The sequence below is a fragment of the Paenibacillus sp. EKM206P genome, from assembly GCF_011066155.1.
Classification (GTDB): Bacteria; Bacillota; Bacilli; order Paenibacillales; family Paenibacillaceae; genus Paenibacillus; species Paenibacillus polymyxa_D.
Map to the genome: position 1 here is coordinate 30,740 of NZ_JAAMNQ010000013.1, position 15,648 is coordinate 46,387.

A 15,648-nucleotide genomic window follows, 5' to 3' on the forward strand; every position below is an offset into this window, starting at 1 on the left:
CACTTTGGAGCGACTGGAATCAAATTTTGCAAAATCCTGATCTATGTGTTGTCAGGACTCGGATTTATAGAAGGCGTTCACCAAGCTGTTTCCCAGACGTACCTCAATTAGCTCCAGTGGTGTATCCAGATCGGCACGGATTGTGTGATGCGTATCGACCGGAATGCTAAATACAGAACCGCTTGCCGCAGCAAAACGTTCTCCGTTCAGCATGACCTCTCCCCGGCCGGACACGATCGTCCATACTTTAAGTCCACTGCCGTGAATACGGCCATTCAAACGTTGATCTGGCAGTACCGTCAGCCGTATGGCCAGTATATCGCTCAGACTCCGATGATCAAATTCGTCCAGCACTCGGTAACTGCCCCAAGAGGTTTCACCATGCATGGGGTGAAGTTGAAGTTTACCTAGCTGCTCCTTGATTACGTGGGCATGGCTCTTGGACGCAATGAGAATGCCATCGGGACTCGCGGCAGCAATAATATCTTCCACACCAATGACATGAAGTGGATAGGGCAGCTCATTAACGATATGCGTGCCGTGAGTCTGCCCACTAATCTGTCCACGCCCGATTACTTGACTGTTTAGCTGCTCTGTTAGAGCCTGCCAGTTGCCGATGTCGTGCCATTCGCCATCGTAGGGCAGGACGATGGCATGTTCGGCACGCTCTGCAATCTCTTCGTCGAAACTGCGAACGGGGAGGCTATCATACATCGCGCATAATGCTTTATCGTTCAGCGGCAGATCACTTCGCTCCATACAGGACAACATATACCGTAATGTAAAAGCGTAAACACCACAGTTCCAGAGCGCGCCCTGATGAATAAGCTGTTGTGCTCCGGGGAGATCCGGCTTTTCTGTGAAGCGAGCAACTTGCGCATAGGAAGTTTTCCCTTCCCGTATCATTTGCAGACCCGGAACGACGTAGCCGTATTGGTCGGAGGGATGAGTGGGCCTTGTCCCAAGCATAGCCAGATCGGCTCCGCTCTCAAACAATATGCCGGAGAGCGCTGCTATGCTATGGAAGAAATCCTCTCCTGCAAACATGTCCGCTGGGGCAATGCAGAGAACTTCATCCAGCCCTGTGCCTCTGGTGTGAAAATAAGCAGCTGCCAGTGCAGCAGCGGTGAAGGTTCCACGTTTGGCAGGCTCGCCCAGAACGGGCAGACGACCTTCTGTATGGCGAAAGGCTAGATTTACCTGACTCCGATGAGCCAGAAGCAGGGCAGAGGAATCCAGCCCGGTTAAGGTAAGCTGACGGTACACCCGACCGAGCATAGATTCCTTATGCCCGTCAGGAGCGGACAACAACCGGAGAAACAGCTTCGACCGGATTTCGTTGGATAGTGGCCATAGCCGTTTTCCGGCACCACCGCATAATAATACGATGCGCACGGACGTTTCCTCCTTCAATGCAGATCTATTTTGGACTGCATCATTTTGCAGGATTTTAAAAACTATTTTAGCGATGATTCAATCTTTGTTTTTGGAGTAAGCTGGTACACCTTGCGTTGATGAAAAGATAAGGAGCGATAGCTCTTGGCCAAGACATCCAATTGTTTTTGCGACAGGGAAGAAGCCCGACGATGAAGCGCTTTATTCAATGACTTGCGCAAAATCATCCGAGAGGGCTGATTACTGTATAAATAGTTGGCATACGTTTCATATTCGGAAAACCCAAACTGTTTTGTCCGGTCTATACTGTGGATAATTGCGTTGTACCAAGGTTTTCCATGACGGGCCTCGATAACTTGCTTGAGCTGGGTAAGCCGCGCTTTTTCAAAAAGCATATAATGAGTAACAAAGGACTTTGGTGAGGGAGCTTTAACGCCCATCAGCTTGTGATGGGTGCGAAAATACTCAGGCTGGCTCCAGCTGCGGTAGTAAAAAATCGTTTTTCCGTCTTTACGGAACGTATGTGGACGAATCAAAACCGTGTCCGCGTCAATGACGAGGAAAAAAGAGGCTTTACTGATTTTGTCGCCATTCATTTTGAGCAATTGTTGATACAGCCAGCCTGAACGGTCCCAGCGCGTTGTTCCGTAATGGATATGTTTTTTGGTAATGGGCAGCACCGTTTTTTCGTCTATAAATGTACATTTCTTGTTTACGCACAGACGGCGAATCCCGGTGCTTTGCGGTGAAACGATATAAATATTTCCAATTCGGTGCTGCACGTGACGGCGCAGACTGTCAATTACCAGCGGTAGTGTGGCAATATCTTTATCAATTGCGGGAATCAGAACATCGATCGTAAGGGAACCCTTCCGTGGACCATCCGATTGCGCTGACATGTTATTCACTCCCTATATGTGCAAATATACGCTCCCAGCGTCTCCCAATATCGTATGCTTGGACAGGCGCTTTCGACCGGGCAAGGTCAAACGTCCATTTCTATGCAGGACAGGGCTGATGAAGCTTCGAATGGGGAGTTAGCGCATACGATAGATTGATCTTTTTTAACAGGAGCGTTCTACCTGAGAGTAGAGAGGAGAGGGGCAAGTGAATTCTTCACAAGCGCAGGCGTTGCGCAGCAAATGGCATAAAACCCAATTGTTGCTCCAGCATGGCAGCATCAAACCTTATGTACCTGAAACTCGGAAATATAACAAAGCAAATTTGAAGTCAATGCTGGAGAAGTACGGTATGGTCTATGTAAAACCCGAGCGAGGTACCTTTGGTAAAGGTGTAATGAGAGTAGAGCAGGAGGCTGGCCAGCGTTTCGCCTATCAATTTGAGGAAGCGCGTCAAGAATTTAAACATTTGGATGCACTATATACCAGCCTATCGAAACATACGGGGAAGAAAAGTTATCTTATTCAAAAGGGAATCCATTTACTACGCCATCAAATGCGTTATTTTGATATTCGGGTCATGGTGCAGCGTAATGAAAAAGGGCTATGGGAGTCTACTGGAATTATTGGACGTCTGGGTCATCCCCGTAAAATCGTGACTAACTATCATAGTGGTGGCAAGCCGATGGCCTTGGAGCAGTTACTAAAATCCCATTTATCGCAAAGCAAACAGGCGGAGCTGGTCAAGAAACTAAATGAACTGGGTCTTACCATCGCCAAACAACTGCAAAAAACCTATCCAAATTTCCGGCAAATTGGTGTGGATATTGGACTGGATCATCGCTTTACCCCATGGATTATTGAGGTGAATACGAAGCCGGACCCATATATTTTTAACCAATTATCAGATAAGTCCATGTACCGTAAAGTATTAAGCTATTGGCGGCTGGCTAATGAAAGAAGGAAGGTTAGGGTCCCAAGCGAAGATACAAATAAAGATAAGAACAAAGATAAGAAAAAAGATAAGAATGTAATTAAGGATTCTAAAAAAGAAAAAGTATCTTGATTAGTGGATTGCTTCATTGCCAGCCCACTCCTATATGAACAATGGAGTGGGTTATTTAAAATTGAACAACCTGTGACCCTGTGCTATGCTTACATGAAAGAGAAGCTAGACGTACTAATGATGATCTTTACTATGCGTATAAACATCTGATGATACGACGAATAGAAAGGATGTACAGCCATGAATTCTGTCATTGAACTTAACAATGTAAGCTGGAAGAGAGATAACCGCACCATACTAGATCAAATCAATTGGCAGGTAGCTGAAGGAGAGCACTGGGCTGTACTCGGCTTGAATGGGTCAGGTAAAACAACGATGCTCAATATGATTAACGGTTACATATGGCCAACCACAGGTAGTGTTGGTGTATTGGGCCATACCTTTGGGGATGTGGATCTGAGGGAGCTGCGCAAATCTATTGGTTGGGTCAGTTCCTCTTTACAGGAAAGAATTAATGGGAGTCAGCGTACGCAGGATGTTGTTATTAGTGGCAAATTTGCCTCCATTGGACTTTATGATCAGACGACGGATACAGATTATGAACAGGCCGTTCAGCTTATGACGCAACTGGGGTGTGCTCATCTCGTGGATCGGTTGTATCAGGGATGCTCACAGGGAGAAAAGCAGAAAGTGCTTATCGCCCGCGCATTAATGGCCTCGCCCAAGCTACTGATTTTGGACGAGGCGTGTAATGGTTTGGACTTTTTTTCCCGGGAAGCATTGCTGGATAGCATTCGCCAGTTATCGGAGTCGCCGGCTTCGCCGAATTTACTGTATGTTACACATCATATCGAAGAAATTCTACCGATGTACACGCATACGATTTTAATCCGCCGGGGCACGGTATTTGCTAAAGGTAAAACGACTGATATTCTAAGCAGTGAAACGCTTAGTGCTTTTTTTGAAACGCCTGTGCAAGTAGAATGGAGACAGAATCGCGCATGGCTCTCTATGGTGTAGAGAGTCTTTTTTTTCTCGCTAGCCTGCCACCAACATAATCAGAATAGGCAATATCAGGAATGAGGCAAGCGTGCTCCACAGGATGCAGGTGGAAACCAGTTTTGGCGATGCATTAAATTTTTCTGCTAAAATGACAGCATTTACAGCAACCGGCATTGAGGCCAGAATGAAGAGAACGGAGAACAAAAGACCTGAAATTCCCAGTATCAGCATAGCAAGACAAGCCGCAAGCGGGGAGAGTAGAAGCCGAATTGTTAGTCCGACGTAGCTGGCTTTTTTAATAGACGACTCCAGCTTGAATATTTTTACATAAGCCATCTGGGTACCCAGAATCGCCAGCACGACCGGAGAATAGGCAGCAGCAATCATCGAGACGCCTGATTGAATCCCTGAGGGAAGATGCCAGTCCAGTAGCCGCAGTCCCATGGCGAGTAGAGCTGCATAGATCGCAGGAAGTGAAAACACCGACTTAACAGCACTTTGAACAGAAAATTCAGAGCGGGCTGCAAAATAAACGCCAATGGTATTGACCATAATTATCTGGATGACGACATACACGGAGGCTTTATCCAGACCGAGCTGCCCAAAGGCAAGTAAAATTAGGGGCAGGCCATAATTTGCACTATTGGTGAGTGTGGAGATTAAGGTAAGTCCAGCCGTTTCCGGAGTGCCCAGTCTAAAGATTTTCCCTGCTAATTGTGCAATTCCCCACAACAGCAGCAGGTTTAATATTGAAAAAGCGGCAGTCTGCGCCACATCATGCCAGGTAAGCTGTGCTTTGAGTAGCGTGTCCAGAATCATGGCGGGGCTTAAAAAATATAAATACAAAGTCGAGAGCGGTTTCGTTTCCAGCTTCATGAATTTTCCAAGTAAAAATCCGGCGATCACCGGAATGGACAGCGGAACGATAACCGATAATAGAGTTGAAAGTACGATTTGAATCATGAATTCCACCCATCCTTTCTGTAATGGCATTTTCCATTATAAGATGCTACTTTCGAGCCCGTCCAAGATGAAAATACAATCAAGGCCATAGGTATATACTATAAAGCCTGCGGCACTTATTGTGAAAATAACAAAAGGGATGCCCACAGCCATGATGAACGGCTAATAGGGCATCCCTTTTGTTATAATGAACCAATAATACTGCTGGTTTATGCAGTAGCCATGGTTTCCGCTTTGGTTCGGCAATCGTCAGAGCAATAGTGCTGATGCTGTTCTTCGCAATCCGGACATGCAATATGCTGGAGATTGCACACTGGGCAGTTGATATAATGATCGCTCGGCGTTTCACAATGGAAGCACTTGCCGACAATGACGTCCTCATCCGTATGATTGATCGGTATCGAGATTCGTTCGTCAAATACGTAACATTTACCGTCAAACAAACGTCCTTGTACTTCCGGGTCCTTGCTATAAGTCACAATGCCGCCATCCAGCTGGCCTACATCGTTAAATCCTTCTTTGATCAGAAGACCCGATAACTTTTCGCAACGGATACCTCCGGTGCAGTACGTCAGGATTTTCTTGCCCTTGAACTGAGTCATATTGTCGCGAATCCATTGTGGAAATTCACGGAACGATTCGACTTCGGGGCGAATCGCCCCGCGGAAATGACCGATGTCATATTCATAGTCATTACGTCCGTCCAGAACAACTACATCTTCTTCTTGAAGCTGTTCATAAAACTCCTTTGGTGACAGACGCTTACCGCTAATTTCATTAGGGTCCAGCTCATCTTCATGACGCAGCGTAACAAGCTCCTGACGATGGCGTACAAATATTTTCTTGAACGCATGACCGTCAGACTCATCTATTTTAATAACGATATCGTGGAATTTCGGATTGGCGCGCAAATCACGCATATATTGCTCCGTTTGCTCTACTGTACCAGACAGTGTTCCGTTGATTCCTTCCGCAGCAATCAAGATTCTTCCCTTGACGCCCAGCTCCTTGCAGTAAGCCAGATGCTCTGCCGTAAAGGTGGCAGGATCTTCAATGTTGACATATTTGTAAAACAACAAAATTCGATAAGTATGTTCACACATGTAAAATCACCCTCTGATTCAAGTCAAAGTTTTTTAAAAGCAATTTTAAATGTACCACATTCTTTTAGTTAGTCAACTTAAATGTATAAAAAGTGGAAATGAAAAAGGAGACGAGCGACAAAAGTAAGGGTTTACATTATAATAGTTACGTACTGATGAGGGGATTTTTGGTAGCAGGATGAGATCTACTGGATGAAAGGATGAATGAAATGAAGCATCATTTGACAGCGCATACACCACCTATGGGGTGGAATAGCTGGGATTGCTACGGTGCAGCAGTACGGGAAGAGGAAGTACGGGGAAATGCTCAATATATGGCGGAGCATCTGAAGGAATATGGTTGGGAATATGTCGTGGTAGATATTCAGTGGTATGAGTCAGGAGCAGTATCTTCACAGTATCGCCCGTTTGTCCCATTGGCAATGGATTCATTTTCACGTCTTATTCCAGCGGTGAATCGGTTTCCTTCGGCAGCAGATGGACGAGGCTTCCAAGCTCTTGCGGAATATGTACACGGTCTGGGATTGAAATTTGGTATACATATTATGAGAGGCATCTCCCGCCAGGCGGTGCATCAGGATACCCCGATTTTGGGAACCACAGCCACGGCGAGACAAATTGCGCATCCCAACTCTATTTGTCCCTGGAACACAGATATGTATGGGGTAGATGCATCCAAGGAAGGCGCACAGGAGTACTATAATTCGTTGTTTGATCTGTATGCGGAATGGGGTGTGGATTTTGTCAAAGTAGATGACATTGCTGCATCACGTCTCTATGGTATTCATTTGGCGGAAATTGAATTGATTAGGCGGGCTATCGCCCAATGCGGACGTCCGATGGTGTTGAGTCTATCGCCTGGTCCTGCACCGCTGGAGTATGCATCTGATTTAATCTCAAACGCGAATATGTGGCGTATGACTGATGACTTCTGGGATGTATGGCCTTTACTGTATGGTATGTTTGAGCGCTGCGAGAAATGGGCAGAACATGTAGGTCCAGGTCACTGGCCGGATTGCGACATGCTGCCACTGGGTCATCTGGGTATTCGTTCGGTAGATTCGGTAGATTCCGGCAGCCATGACAGATGGACACGCTTTACTAAGGATGAGCAGCTAACGATGATGACCTTGTGGAGCATTTTCCGGTCTCCCCTGATGTTCGGGGGCGAACTGCGGGATAATGATGCATGGACTCTTTCTTTGCTGACTAATGAAGAAGTGTTAAATGCTCATCGCAACGGTTTGAATGCACGGCAGGTGTATAGAAAGGATGAACATATCGTTTGGACTTCACATAACGGGAAAGGGCATGTATATGCAGCTTTGTTTAATGCTGGGGATGAATCTTCAAAGGTGCGTGTATCCTTAAAAGACCTTGGTATTGAAGGTCAGGCAAATGCCAGAGATTTATGGAACCATGTAGATTTAGGTGTTTTAGCACAAGAGCTGTCCACAGATTTACCTCCTCACGGAGCAGCTCTATTTATTTTGAAATAGAGGATTTTGCAAAAATCCTGAATAACATAATGTAAGGAAGAACTATGCTGTAGTTCCAACCCAATCACCCTATCGTAAAAGTGAAAGATATCTTTACAATAGGGTGTTTTTTTGCATGTGTAACTTTAGGATATTTTAACGAACTCGACATTATTCTTGGGAATATGACATTTGGAACGTGTTAATTTTATATAGTGCCTATTTCTGTACAAATTTAAATCATTTTAACGAATAGACTCGAGAAAGGAGTCAAATGATGAAATTAAAAAAAATCCACCAAAATGAACAGGACGAGCCTTGGCCCTCTAGCAAACCAATACTATGTATCGGGGGGGCCAATTTGGATCGTAAAATCATGATTAAAGGTACATTTCAGCTTCATACCTCCAATCCGAGCAGTACAAGACTGCAATCTTGCGGTGGGGTAGCACGAAATGTAGCCGAAAATTTAGGGAGGTTGAGCCAGCGGGTCAGCCTGCTGACCGCAGTTGGGGACGATGCGGAAGGTGAATTTATTATCGAACAGTCCAGCCGTTACATGCACGTGGTTCCTCTGCAAGTCCAAGGTGAACCGTCAACTGGGGTTTATACTGCCTTGCTGAACGAGCGTGGTGAACTGATTGTAGCGACAGCAGAAATGGAGATTTATGATCAGATTCGTCCTTCAGTAATTTTTGAAAATGCTCCTTTAATTGCCTCATCCCGACTCGTTCTGCTGGACACTAATTTCTCTATGAACGTAATTGCAGCCACCATACATGTCTGTCATGAGCATCGGATTCCGATTGTCGTTTCTTCGGTATCGGCCTCGAAGATGAGAAAGCTTCCCCGAAATTTGCATGGAGTGGAGTGGCTGGTATGTAAACCGGTGGAGGCTGAAGCCTATTTGGAGCTAGAACTTACAGATGATCAGCATATGTTGGATGCCACCCGAATTTTTCACAAACTTGGAGTTCAGAATGTCATTTTTATCTGCGGTGCTGATCGTGTTTTGTACGCCTCTCAGGATGGAACTCATGGCCAAATTCCCATTCATCCCGTTCAAGAGGTCATTGATGTCACAGGCGCAGATGATGCTTTTATTGCCGGGATGATATATGGAATTACCCAAGGTTATCCTATGGAGCAAGTGTGCCAATTTGGAATTAGCTGTGTCGACTTGACCCTGCAAACGGATCGGACGGTCTCAGAGACTCTTTCTATGAATAAACTTCATTCTAGGTTTCAGGAGCTGTATGGCACACATACGCAAAATTTTGTGTTTTTCAAGGGCGTGTATTTTAAAAAGAATGATACATAATTAATCAAGAGAACTCTAACCTACAACAGCGCATATTTGGAGCTTCACGTATGTAATGGCCTCAATTATTGAATTTGTAAAAGGAGCATGTTGTATGATGGACAGACTGATCTATTCTATGCGGCCCTTACAGGCAGAGCAGGGTAACGAGTTTCTTGCTGTGTAGCAGAAGATTATCTCCTTGACTAGAAATTACATTTCGTGTAAAGTGGTGAAAATTGTAATATATAGGAATAGTGTAGACCAAGGATCAAAGGTTCAATACTCGCTATACAGAGAAGAAACTCATGGGCTGAAAGGTTTCTCGCCGCGAATGAACGTTTCCCTGCCTTGCGAGCTGTAGCGGTTTGTATGATAAACCGTTACCGGCTAGACGCCGTTATCTAATGAAGGACCGTTCCGTGTATGGCTACGGTCAAATGAAGGGTGGTACCACGACACATTCGTCCCTGACGGATGTGTCTTTTTGCGTACATTTTATCGTCCATACAAGGAGGAAGCTACACATGCGCCAAAGCCAATTATTACTGACAACCTTGCGTGAAGCACCCGCAGAAGCTGAAGTGATCAGTCATCAGCTTATGCTGCGGGGAGGATTTATCCGCCAACTGGCGGCTGGAATGTACACCTATATGCCCCTGGGCAGACGGGTGCTCAGAAAAGTAGAGCAAATCGTACGGGATGAAATGGATCGCGTAGGGGCTGGGGAGCTGCTGATGCCTGTATTGCAGCCAACGGAGCTGTGGCAAGAATCAGGAAGATACGATGTTTATGGTCCTGAGTTGATGCGTTTGCAAGATCGGCATGGTCGGGAGTTTGCTTTGGGGCCTACACATGAAGAGGTCATTACGTCTTTAATACGAAATGAAGTGAATTCTTATCGCAAATTGCCTGTAACGTTGTATCAAATTCAAACCAAATTTCGGGATGAACGACGTCCGCGATTTGGCCTGCTTCGCAGTAGAGAATTTTTGATGAAGGATGCCTATTCGTTTGATGCACATTGGGAAGGACTAGATCATACCTATTCGACCATGTTCCAGGCATATCATCGCATTTTCACTCGCTGTGGTCTAAACTTTCGTGCAGTAGAAGCAGATGCGGGTGCCATTGGTGGCGAAGGTGAAACCCATGAATTTATGGCTCTAGCTGATATTGGAGAGGACACCATTGTAGCATGTACCTGCTGTGAATATGCAGCTAATCTTGAAAAATCCGTGGCGCGGTCGACGGGAAAAATAGAAATATCTCCTGTCTCATATAAAAATGAACAAGTCAGCCCTCCTTCTTTTGATACAGCTAAAATGGAAAAATTCCATACTCCAGGCCTGTGTACAATAGATCAACTGGTTGAATCGCTTCACATAGAGCCCAAAGAAATCATCAAAACACTGATTTATATGGCTGACGATCAACCTATTGCTGTAGTTGTTAGGGGGGATCATGAGGTTAACGAAGTGAAAATTAAACATATTTTAGGTAGTGAAAAATTCGAAATAGCAAGTACAGACATCGTGTCAAAGGCGACTGGAACCCCCTCGGGGTTCATAGGCCCATGCGGATTGACAATCCCTGTGTGGGTGGATTACGCCGTTGTCCAAATGTCCAGCGGTATCGCAGGCGCGAACGAGCTGGATTACCATTATCGACATGTGAACCCAAGGCGCGATATAGATCTTCGGCATGTGGCTGACTTGCGCAATGTCATAGAAGGGGATAGATGTCCTCGATGTGACGAAGGGGAATTGAAACTTCATCGTGGAATTGAGATCGGACACGTATTTAAATTGGGCACCAAATATAGTGAGAAGCTGGGTGCGACCTTTCTGGATGCGTCTGGAGCTGAGCAAGCGATGATTATGGGCTGCTATGGCATTGGCGTATCCCGGATCCTTTCTGCCATTGTAGAGCAAAATCACGATCAGAACGGAATGATATGGCCTTATGCACTAGCCCCGTTTCAAGTTCATATTATTCCGATTTCTGTGAAAGACAGGCTTCAGATGCAAATAGCCGAGAAATTATACAACCAGCTGCAGGATCGCGGTGTGGAGGTGCTGCTGGATGATCGGGAGGAACGGCCTGGGGTTAAATTCAAAGACTCCGATTTAGTAGGTATTTCCGTGCGCATCATCGTAGGTAAAGATGCCGAACACGGGAAAGTAGAGTTAGTGGAACGAAAAAGCTGCAACAAAGAGACGATTCGTATTGAAGATGTAGAGAGACGAATATTGGAACTACACTAAGCATCTATATCCCGTAGAATATGGCCTTCTACGAGTGTAATCTCATGAAAGTCCGCCATCTGACGTGCCTGAAACCGGATTGGCTTGTCCCGACCTATCATAATGATATTTTGAACGTCGGCAGCGCCTTCCGAGGGGAGCGAGAAAGTTGAGACATAGGCAAATTCTTCACGCAACGTTGTATGAATGGCATGGATCAAATGGTCGTGTTCACTTTTGCCCATTAAATTCATGATCAGGGAGCCTTCGGAATCCAGCTTTTCTTTGGCCATCTTGAAAAATTCCCAGGATACTAAATGCAAGGGCGTACCCAGCTCCGTGAAGGCGTCTAAAATAACATAGTCATAAGCATCCGGCGCTTCCTTCTCCAGAAGGCGTCGTCCATCGCCAACAGTCACATTATCCTGATCGTATCCAAAGAATGTTCGGCTGAACTCTACAACTTGTGCATCCAGCTCGGCAATCTTAAAACGTTTATCTGTAAAATGACCCGCTATTGTACCTATACCGTGCCCGATAACAAATACATCTTCAAATGATGGATCGTTCAGCTCCATAAGATGGATAATTGCTCTCGGATATTCGAACAAAATGCGTTGTGGATGATTCAAGTCCACCGCGCCTTGGACGGCTGTATTTGAAAACTGCATCACCCGAAATAATCCCTTTTCACCATACAGCTCGGTGGTTTCGTATACTGTGATTTCATGATTATGGCTCAACTTTTTGTACAAGACATCCAAGTGAATGATCTCCTTCAAGTCAGACTTCCTCTTCATCTTAGACATGGATAGGGAGATTGTCCATAGATGAGGAGAAATGAAAGTACACATTTTCAAGCATCCCTAATTAGGTAGAATTGTTTATTTTTCCATAACAGAGTTGTTTAAACTTGTTCGTATGTCCTTTAGGAGATATAATATACAAGGATATAATGAAGTTCGTTGTGTATATTCATACAGGAAGAGAGCGGGATATTATGGGACGTAAGTGGAATAACATTAAAGAAAAGAAGGCATCCAAGGATGCTAATACGAGTCGTATATATGCTAAATTTGGCGTGGAAATTTATGTGGCAGCCAAACAAGGCGAACCTGATCCTGAATCCAATCGGGTACTAAGAGTAGTTCTAGAACGTGCAAAAACGTACAATGTACCCAAAGCAATCATTGACCGTGCTATTGAAAAAGCAAAAGGTGCTGGCGATGAAAACTACGTAGAGCTTCGTTATGAAGGTTTCGGACCGAACGGTTCCATGGTCATTGTAGATGCGCTGACCAATAACGTTAACCGTACAGCATCGGATGTTCGTTCTGCTTTTACTAAAAATGGTGGTAGCCTGGGTGTGAGCGGATCTGTAGCCTACATGTTTGATTCAACAGCAGTTATTGGTCTGGTGGGTAAAACCGCAGATGAAGTGCTGGAGCTACTGATGGAGGCAGATGTAGAGGTACGTGACATCATTGAAGAAGATGAAGCCGTCATCGTATATGCAGAGCCTGATCAATTCCATGCTGTGCAGGAAGCTTTCAAACAAGCAGGAGTAACTGAGTTTACCGTTGCGGAGCTCACCATGCTTGCCCAAAATGATATTTCTCTTCCAGAAGATGCACAGGTTCAATTCGATAAACTGATTGATGCATTAGAAGATTTGGAGGATGTTCAGCAGGTTTACCACAATGTAGACTCTGAGGAATAATCGGATTGCATCATTTACATCTGAGCGTTTTGATAGAATAGATATCCCTAAACCATCGTATTTCGGTACGATGGTTTTTTTTTGTGAATCAACATCTACATAAGATCGCTTTAACTTTTTTGACTGATCGGTCTGTAAAAATTATAATCATAGGCAGGAAGGTGAAAATGAGGTTTGGGAAGAGCTAAAGAATTCGATACTGAAAGGTAAGGATGCAATAGCGATAATTTTTAATGAATCTGTCAGGATTTTGACGGATAAGAGGCTGTCCAAGGAATGCTTTATTATGAACAGTGCTATTGAACAGGTACCGCATCATCATGAAATCAAAGCTTTTATTTCTGAGAACACTGAAAAGCTTGAGCTAGCTTATTACAACGCCCTAGTCCGCGCCCAAAAAGAGGGGGAGATTTATTTTACGGAATCTGAGCTATTGTCAATCGCCAGATTTCTAAATCATGCCCGACTATCGTTGACATTTACTGCTAAGACAGGCGCAAGCACTGAGGTAGCTTAGAGATATCGTGCGTACGACACTATCGATTTTGGATTGATCTCTATGAACGCTTAAGGCGTCGCAAACAGATCCTGATGGCCTGGTTGCGACGCCCTTGTCAGTTGGAGACAGACACTTACATAATGCTTGATGTTACCTTCCAGTTATTGAAATCATAGGTCCGTCTCTCACTATCATGAACCAAATCGAGTTTATTTCCATTATAATCCTGATGCATCCACGGATCATCCAGCAGAGGCCAATTAGCATAATTGACTTCTGCACCCTGAATTTTACGTGAGGTGGCATATACGATTTCCATCTCTTTACCTGTTAATCCTTTGTAATAGACCCGGGGATTCATATCGTTAACACCGCTGAAATCCACTACGGTTTTCGTCAGTATAGCCTCAGCAAAGCAGTCAAGCTCTCTAATACAAGTACCTCCTGCATAGTCCATAAGAGGTGCTGTTTCAACGATGACTGCATTTTTTGCCCCGTCACTCCGCAACGATCTCTGATAACCTCCATATTTCCACGATTCCGTGTCATAAGGCCAAACGTAAGGTTGTGCCGTCCTGACAGCCATCAGCATTTTACCTGTGTGAAAGAATACCCAGCCGTTCCTGTTGAATGGGTCCTGTTCGATCGTTGCTTTAATTCCGTTGTATGAAACAGGGCCGTCGATCCATGTATTTGAATTTGTGATATTGTATACTGCAATGAGTGCACCATCGTCCTGAAGTACTTCCTCCATATTCGTTCCGCCAATCCAATATTCTGAGTTGGACGGATTCAAGTTAATCGGCTCACTGAAGTGTTGCTTCATGAAGAACGTATTTGGTTCGTCACTGTATGTATCCCCCACCCATTTGATGCCCCAACGATGAAGCTGATTTTGTGCGAGCCGATTGTCCTTTTGACTGAATACGGCATAATTCGGGGTGATGTAGCTTGTCTTATACGGTTTGTTACTGTTTCTAGACATCCGTTCCTTATGTGTGTAAGTTGTAGAACGGGCTGTTGCTATACGCTTGAAAATGTCTGGTAACTCGTAGTCCGCAACCGCAAATGGAATCGTGGTAAATTTCAGATTGGTTTCATTGCCGAGATATATCGGCTTACGACTGTCTCCAAACAACATCCACAGCAGTACTGCACTCTCATCAAGTGTATATCCCGGCTCTTGCTGCGCATTATATGTTCTGGCCTGACTGGTCACCCAGTACCCATGCAGCCACTCTCCTACAATACTGGAAAAATACCACTCCAACGTCAGTTTGGCCATATTCCGCAATGTCGCATCTTTCAAGTGTTCGGTAATGAACAATAGCGGTCCCACATGATGGATAAAATATGTCGGAGAGTCGTATTCAAAGTACCCCTGCTTTGTAATTGTGGGAAGTTCGGATAGCAGATAGCTTCTGGCGATGGTAGCATAATTCACCGGATATTCTGGCCATTCTTCCGCTCCGACAACCCCGACCGCTGCGTACATGAGCCGTTGATTTTCTGTATTTCCCGACAGAGCCGTCCCATCAGCATTCAAAATGTTAAAACTGAGCATTTTTGCTTTTACTTTATTCTTTAACTCAGATGTGTAATACTCTTTAAACTTCATATAAGCTTCCATTACGTTAATTCCCCAGAACATGTCTTTGTTCCGATCCAAATGAATGTTGACGTAGGCAAGTCCAGTGCTGATATCTCCTTTTGAAAATTGGGCCATAGCCGCATAACCACCGACCTTTCGCCCCTGATCGTACTCATTGTAAGGATAGCCCAATGCTGCTACATCATCGATTACGATCTGTTTGCGCTCCTGTAGTGAGCTTGTTAAAATCTCATTTTTAAACATAATTACAGCCACATCCCTAATCATAGAATAATAACGCGAAAATAGTATGAATAATTGTTAGAAGAGATTGTTTTTGTAATTATAAGGAATTTGTCTATTAATTTCAGTAATTTACTATATTATATTATGAAAATATTGCATTAGATGGAGAAGCGTATCAATCCACATGTAGTGTTGATGGA

The 15,648-nt window shown here is 44.7% G+C and carries 13 protein-coding genes; 7 read left to right on the forward strand and 6 right to left on the reverse strand.

Going from position 1 to position 15,648, the window contains the following annotated elements; genetic code table 11:
• Window positions 1–51 precede the first annotated feature (51 nt).
• The gene (locus tag G9G53_RS21315; protein ID WP_029514867.1) at window positions 52–1,395 is read right to left on the reverse strand and encodes a sugar phosphate nucleotidyltransferase; all 1,344 of its coding nucleotides are present in this window, start codon (window positions 1,393–1,395) and stop codon (window positions 52–54) included.
• Window positions 1,396–1,457: 62 nt separating this feature from the next.
• On the reverse strand, window positions 1,458–2,294 hold the full coding sequence (locus G9G53_RS21320; RefSeq protein ID WP_029514869.1) for a DUF6492 family protein: 837 nt from the start codon (window positions 2,292–2,294) through the stop codon (window positions 1,458–1,460).
• Between the two features lie 208 nt (window positions 2,295–2,502).
• Between G9G53_RS21320 and G9G53_RS21325 the strand changes: the two genes are divergently transcribed.
• Together G9G53_RS21325 and G9G53_RS21330 are read left to right on the forward strand one after the other, a co-directional pair.
• Window positions 2,503–3,360, forward strand: a complete 858-nt coding sequence (locus tag G9G53_RS21325) for a YheC/YheD family protein (RefSeq protein ID WP_165150069.1) — start codon at window positions 2,503–2,505, stop codon at window positions 3,358–3,360.
• A gap of 180 nt (window positions 3,361–3,540) precedes the next feature.
• The gene (locus tag G9G53_RS21330) at window positions 3,541–4,320 is read left to right on the forward strand and encodes an ABC transporter ATP-binding protein (protein WP_029514871.1); all 780 of its coding nucleotides are present in this window, start codon (window positions 3,541–3,543) and stop codon (window positions 4,318–4,320) included.
• 18 nt (window positions 4,321–4,338) lie between these two features.
• Here G9G53_RS21330 and G9G53_RS21335 read toward each other — a convergent pair whose 3' ends face one another.
• Together G9G53_RS21335 and trhO are read right to left on the reverse strand one after the other, a co-directional pair.
• Window positions 4,339–5,265, reverse strand: a complete 927-nt coding sequence (locus G9G53_RS21335; RefSeq protein WP_165150071.1) for an AEC family transporter — start codon at window positions 5,263–5,265, stop codon at window positions 4,339–4,341.
• A gap of 209 nt (window positions 5,266–5,474) precedes the next feature.
• On the reverse strand, window positions 5,475–6,368 hold the full coding sequence (trhO, locus tag G9G53_RS21340; protein ID WP_165150073.1) for an oxygen-dependent tRNA uridine(34) hydroxylase TrhO: 894 nt from the start codon (window positions 6,366–6,368) through the stop codon (window positions 5,475–5,477).
• A gap of 209 nt (window positions 6,369–6,577) precedes the next feature.
• Here trhO and G9G53_RS21345 point away from each other — a divergent pair, with 209 nt between their 5' ends.
• The 3 genes from G9G53_RS21345 (at window position 6,578) to G9G53_RS21355 (ending at window position 11,413) form a co-directional block, all read left to right on the forward strand.
• Window positions 6,578–7,867: a glycoside hydrolase family 27 protein gene (locus G9G53_RS21345; RefSeq protein ID WP_165150075.1), complete on the forward strand. Its 1,290-nt coding sequence runs from the start codon at window positions 6,578–6,580 to the stop codon at window positions 7,865–7,867.
• Window positions 7,868–8,123: 256 nt separating this feature from the next.
• Window positions 8,124–9,167 (forward strand): carbohydrate kinase family protein, encoded by a 1,044-nt coding sequence (locus G9G53_RS21350; protein WP_029514878.1) that lies wholly within the window; start codon window positions 8,124–8,126, stop codon window positions 9,165–9,167.
• A gap of 506 nt (window positions 9,168–9,673) precedes the next feature.
• On the forward strand, window positions 9,674–11,413 hold the full coding sequence (locus G9G53_RS21355) for a proline--tRNA ligase (RefSeq protein ID WP_165150077.1): 1,740 nt from the start codon (window positions 9,674–9,676) through the stop codon (window positions 11,411–11,413).
• Here G9G53_RS21355 and G9G53_RS21360 read toward each other — a convergent pair.
• Window positions 11,410–12,174, reverse strand: coding sequence for a spermidine synthase (locus tag G9G53_RS21360; RefSeq protein WP_165150079.1), 765 nt, complete (start codon window positions 12,172–12,174; stop codon window positions 11,410–11,412). The two genes, G9G53_RS21355 and G9G53_RS21360, sit on opposite strands and share 4 nt — an antisense overlap.
• 218 nt (window positions 12,175–12,392) lie before the next feature.
• Here G9G53_RS21360 and G9G53_RS21365 point away from each other — a divergent pair, with 218 nt between their 5' ends.
• On the forward strand, window positions 12,393–13,112 hold the full coding sequence (locus G9G53_RS21365; protein ID WP_013310214.1) for a YebC/PmpR family DNA-binding transcriptional regulator: 720 nt from the start codon (window positions 12,393–12,395) through the stop codon (window positions 13,110–13,112).
• Between the two features lie 286 nt (window positions 13,113–13,398).
• Window positions 13,399–13,629, forward strand: a complete 231-nt coding sequence (locus tag G9G53_RS21370; RefSeq protein ID WP_238437981.1) for a hypothetical protein — start codon at window positions 13,399–13,401, stop codon at window positions 13,627–13,629.
• A gap of 115 nt (window positions 13,630–13,744) precedes the next feature.
• Here G9G53_RS21370 and G9G53_RS21375 read toward each other — a convergent pair whose 3' ends face one another.
• On the reverse strand, window positions 13,745–15,466 hold the full coding sequence (locus G9G53_RS21375; RefSeq protein WP_165150081.1) for a hypothetical protein: 1,722 nt from the start codon (window positions 15,464–15,466) through the stop codon (window positions 13,745–13,747).
• Between the last annotated feature and the right edge of the window lie 182 nt (window positions 15,467–15,648).

What these genes read in the sequence shown, in the direction of transcription:
- G9G53_RS21320 (WP_029514869.1), bottom strand. Translation starts at nt 2,294, where the DNA reads ATGTCAGCGCAATCGGATGGTCCACGGAAGGGTTCCCTTACGATCGAT.
- G9G53_RS21330 (WP_029514871.1), top strand. Translation starts at nt 3,541, where the DNA reads ATGAATTCTGTCATTGAACTTAACAATGTAAGCTGGAAGAGAGATAAC.
- G9G53_RS21335 (WP_165150071.1), bottom strand. Translation starts at nt 5,265, where the DNA reads ATGATTCAAATCGTACTTTCAACTCTATTATCGGTTATCGTTCCGCTG.
- trhO (WP_165150073.1), bottom strand. Translation starts at nt 6,368, where the DNA reads ATGTGTGAACATACTTATCGAATTTTGTTGTTTTACAAATATGTCAAC.
- G9G53_RS21345 (WP_165150075.1), top strand. Translation starts at nt 6,578, where the DNA reads ATGAAGCATCATTTGACAGCGCATACACCACCTATGGGGTGGAATAGC.
- G9G53_RS21350 (WP_029514878.1), top strand. Translation starts at nt 8,124, where the DNA reads ATGAAATTAAAAAAAATCCACCAAAATGAACAGGACGAGCCTTGGCCC.
- G9G53_RS21355 (WP_165150077.1), top strand. Translation starts at nt 9,674, where the DNA reads ATGCGCCAAAGCCAATTATTACTGACAACCTTGCGTGAAGCACCCGCA.
- G9G53_RS21365 (WP_013310214.1), top strand. Translation starts at nt 12,393, where the DNA reads ATGGGACGTAAGTGGAATAACATTAAAGAAAAGAAGGCATCCAAGGAT.
- G9G53_RS21370 (WP_238437981.1), top strand. Translation starts at nt 13,399, where the DNA reads ATGAACAGTGCTATTGAACAGGTACCGCATCATCATGAAATCAAAGCT.
- G9G53_RS21375 (WP_165150081.1), bottom strand. Translation starts at nt 15,466, where the DNA reads ATGTTTAAAAATGAGATTTTAACAAGCTCACTACAGGAGCGCAAACAG.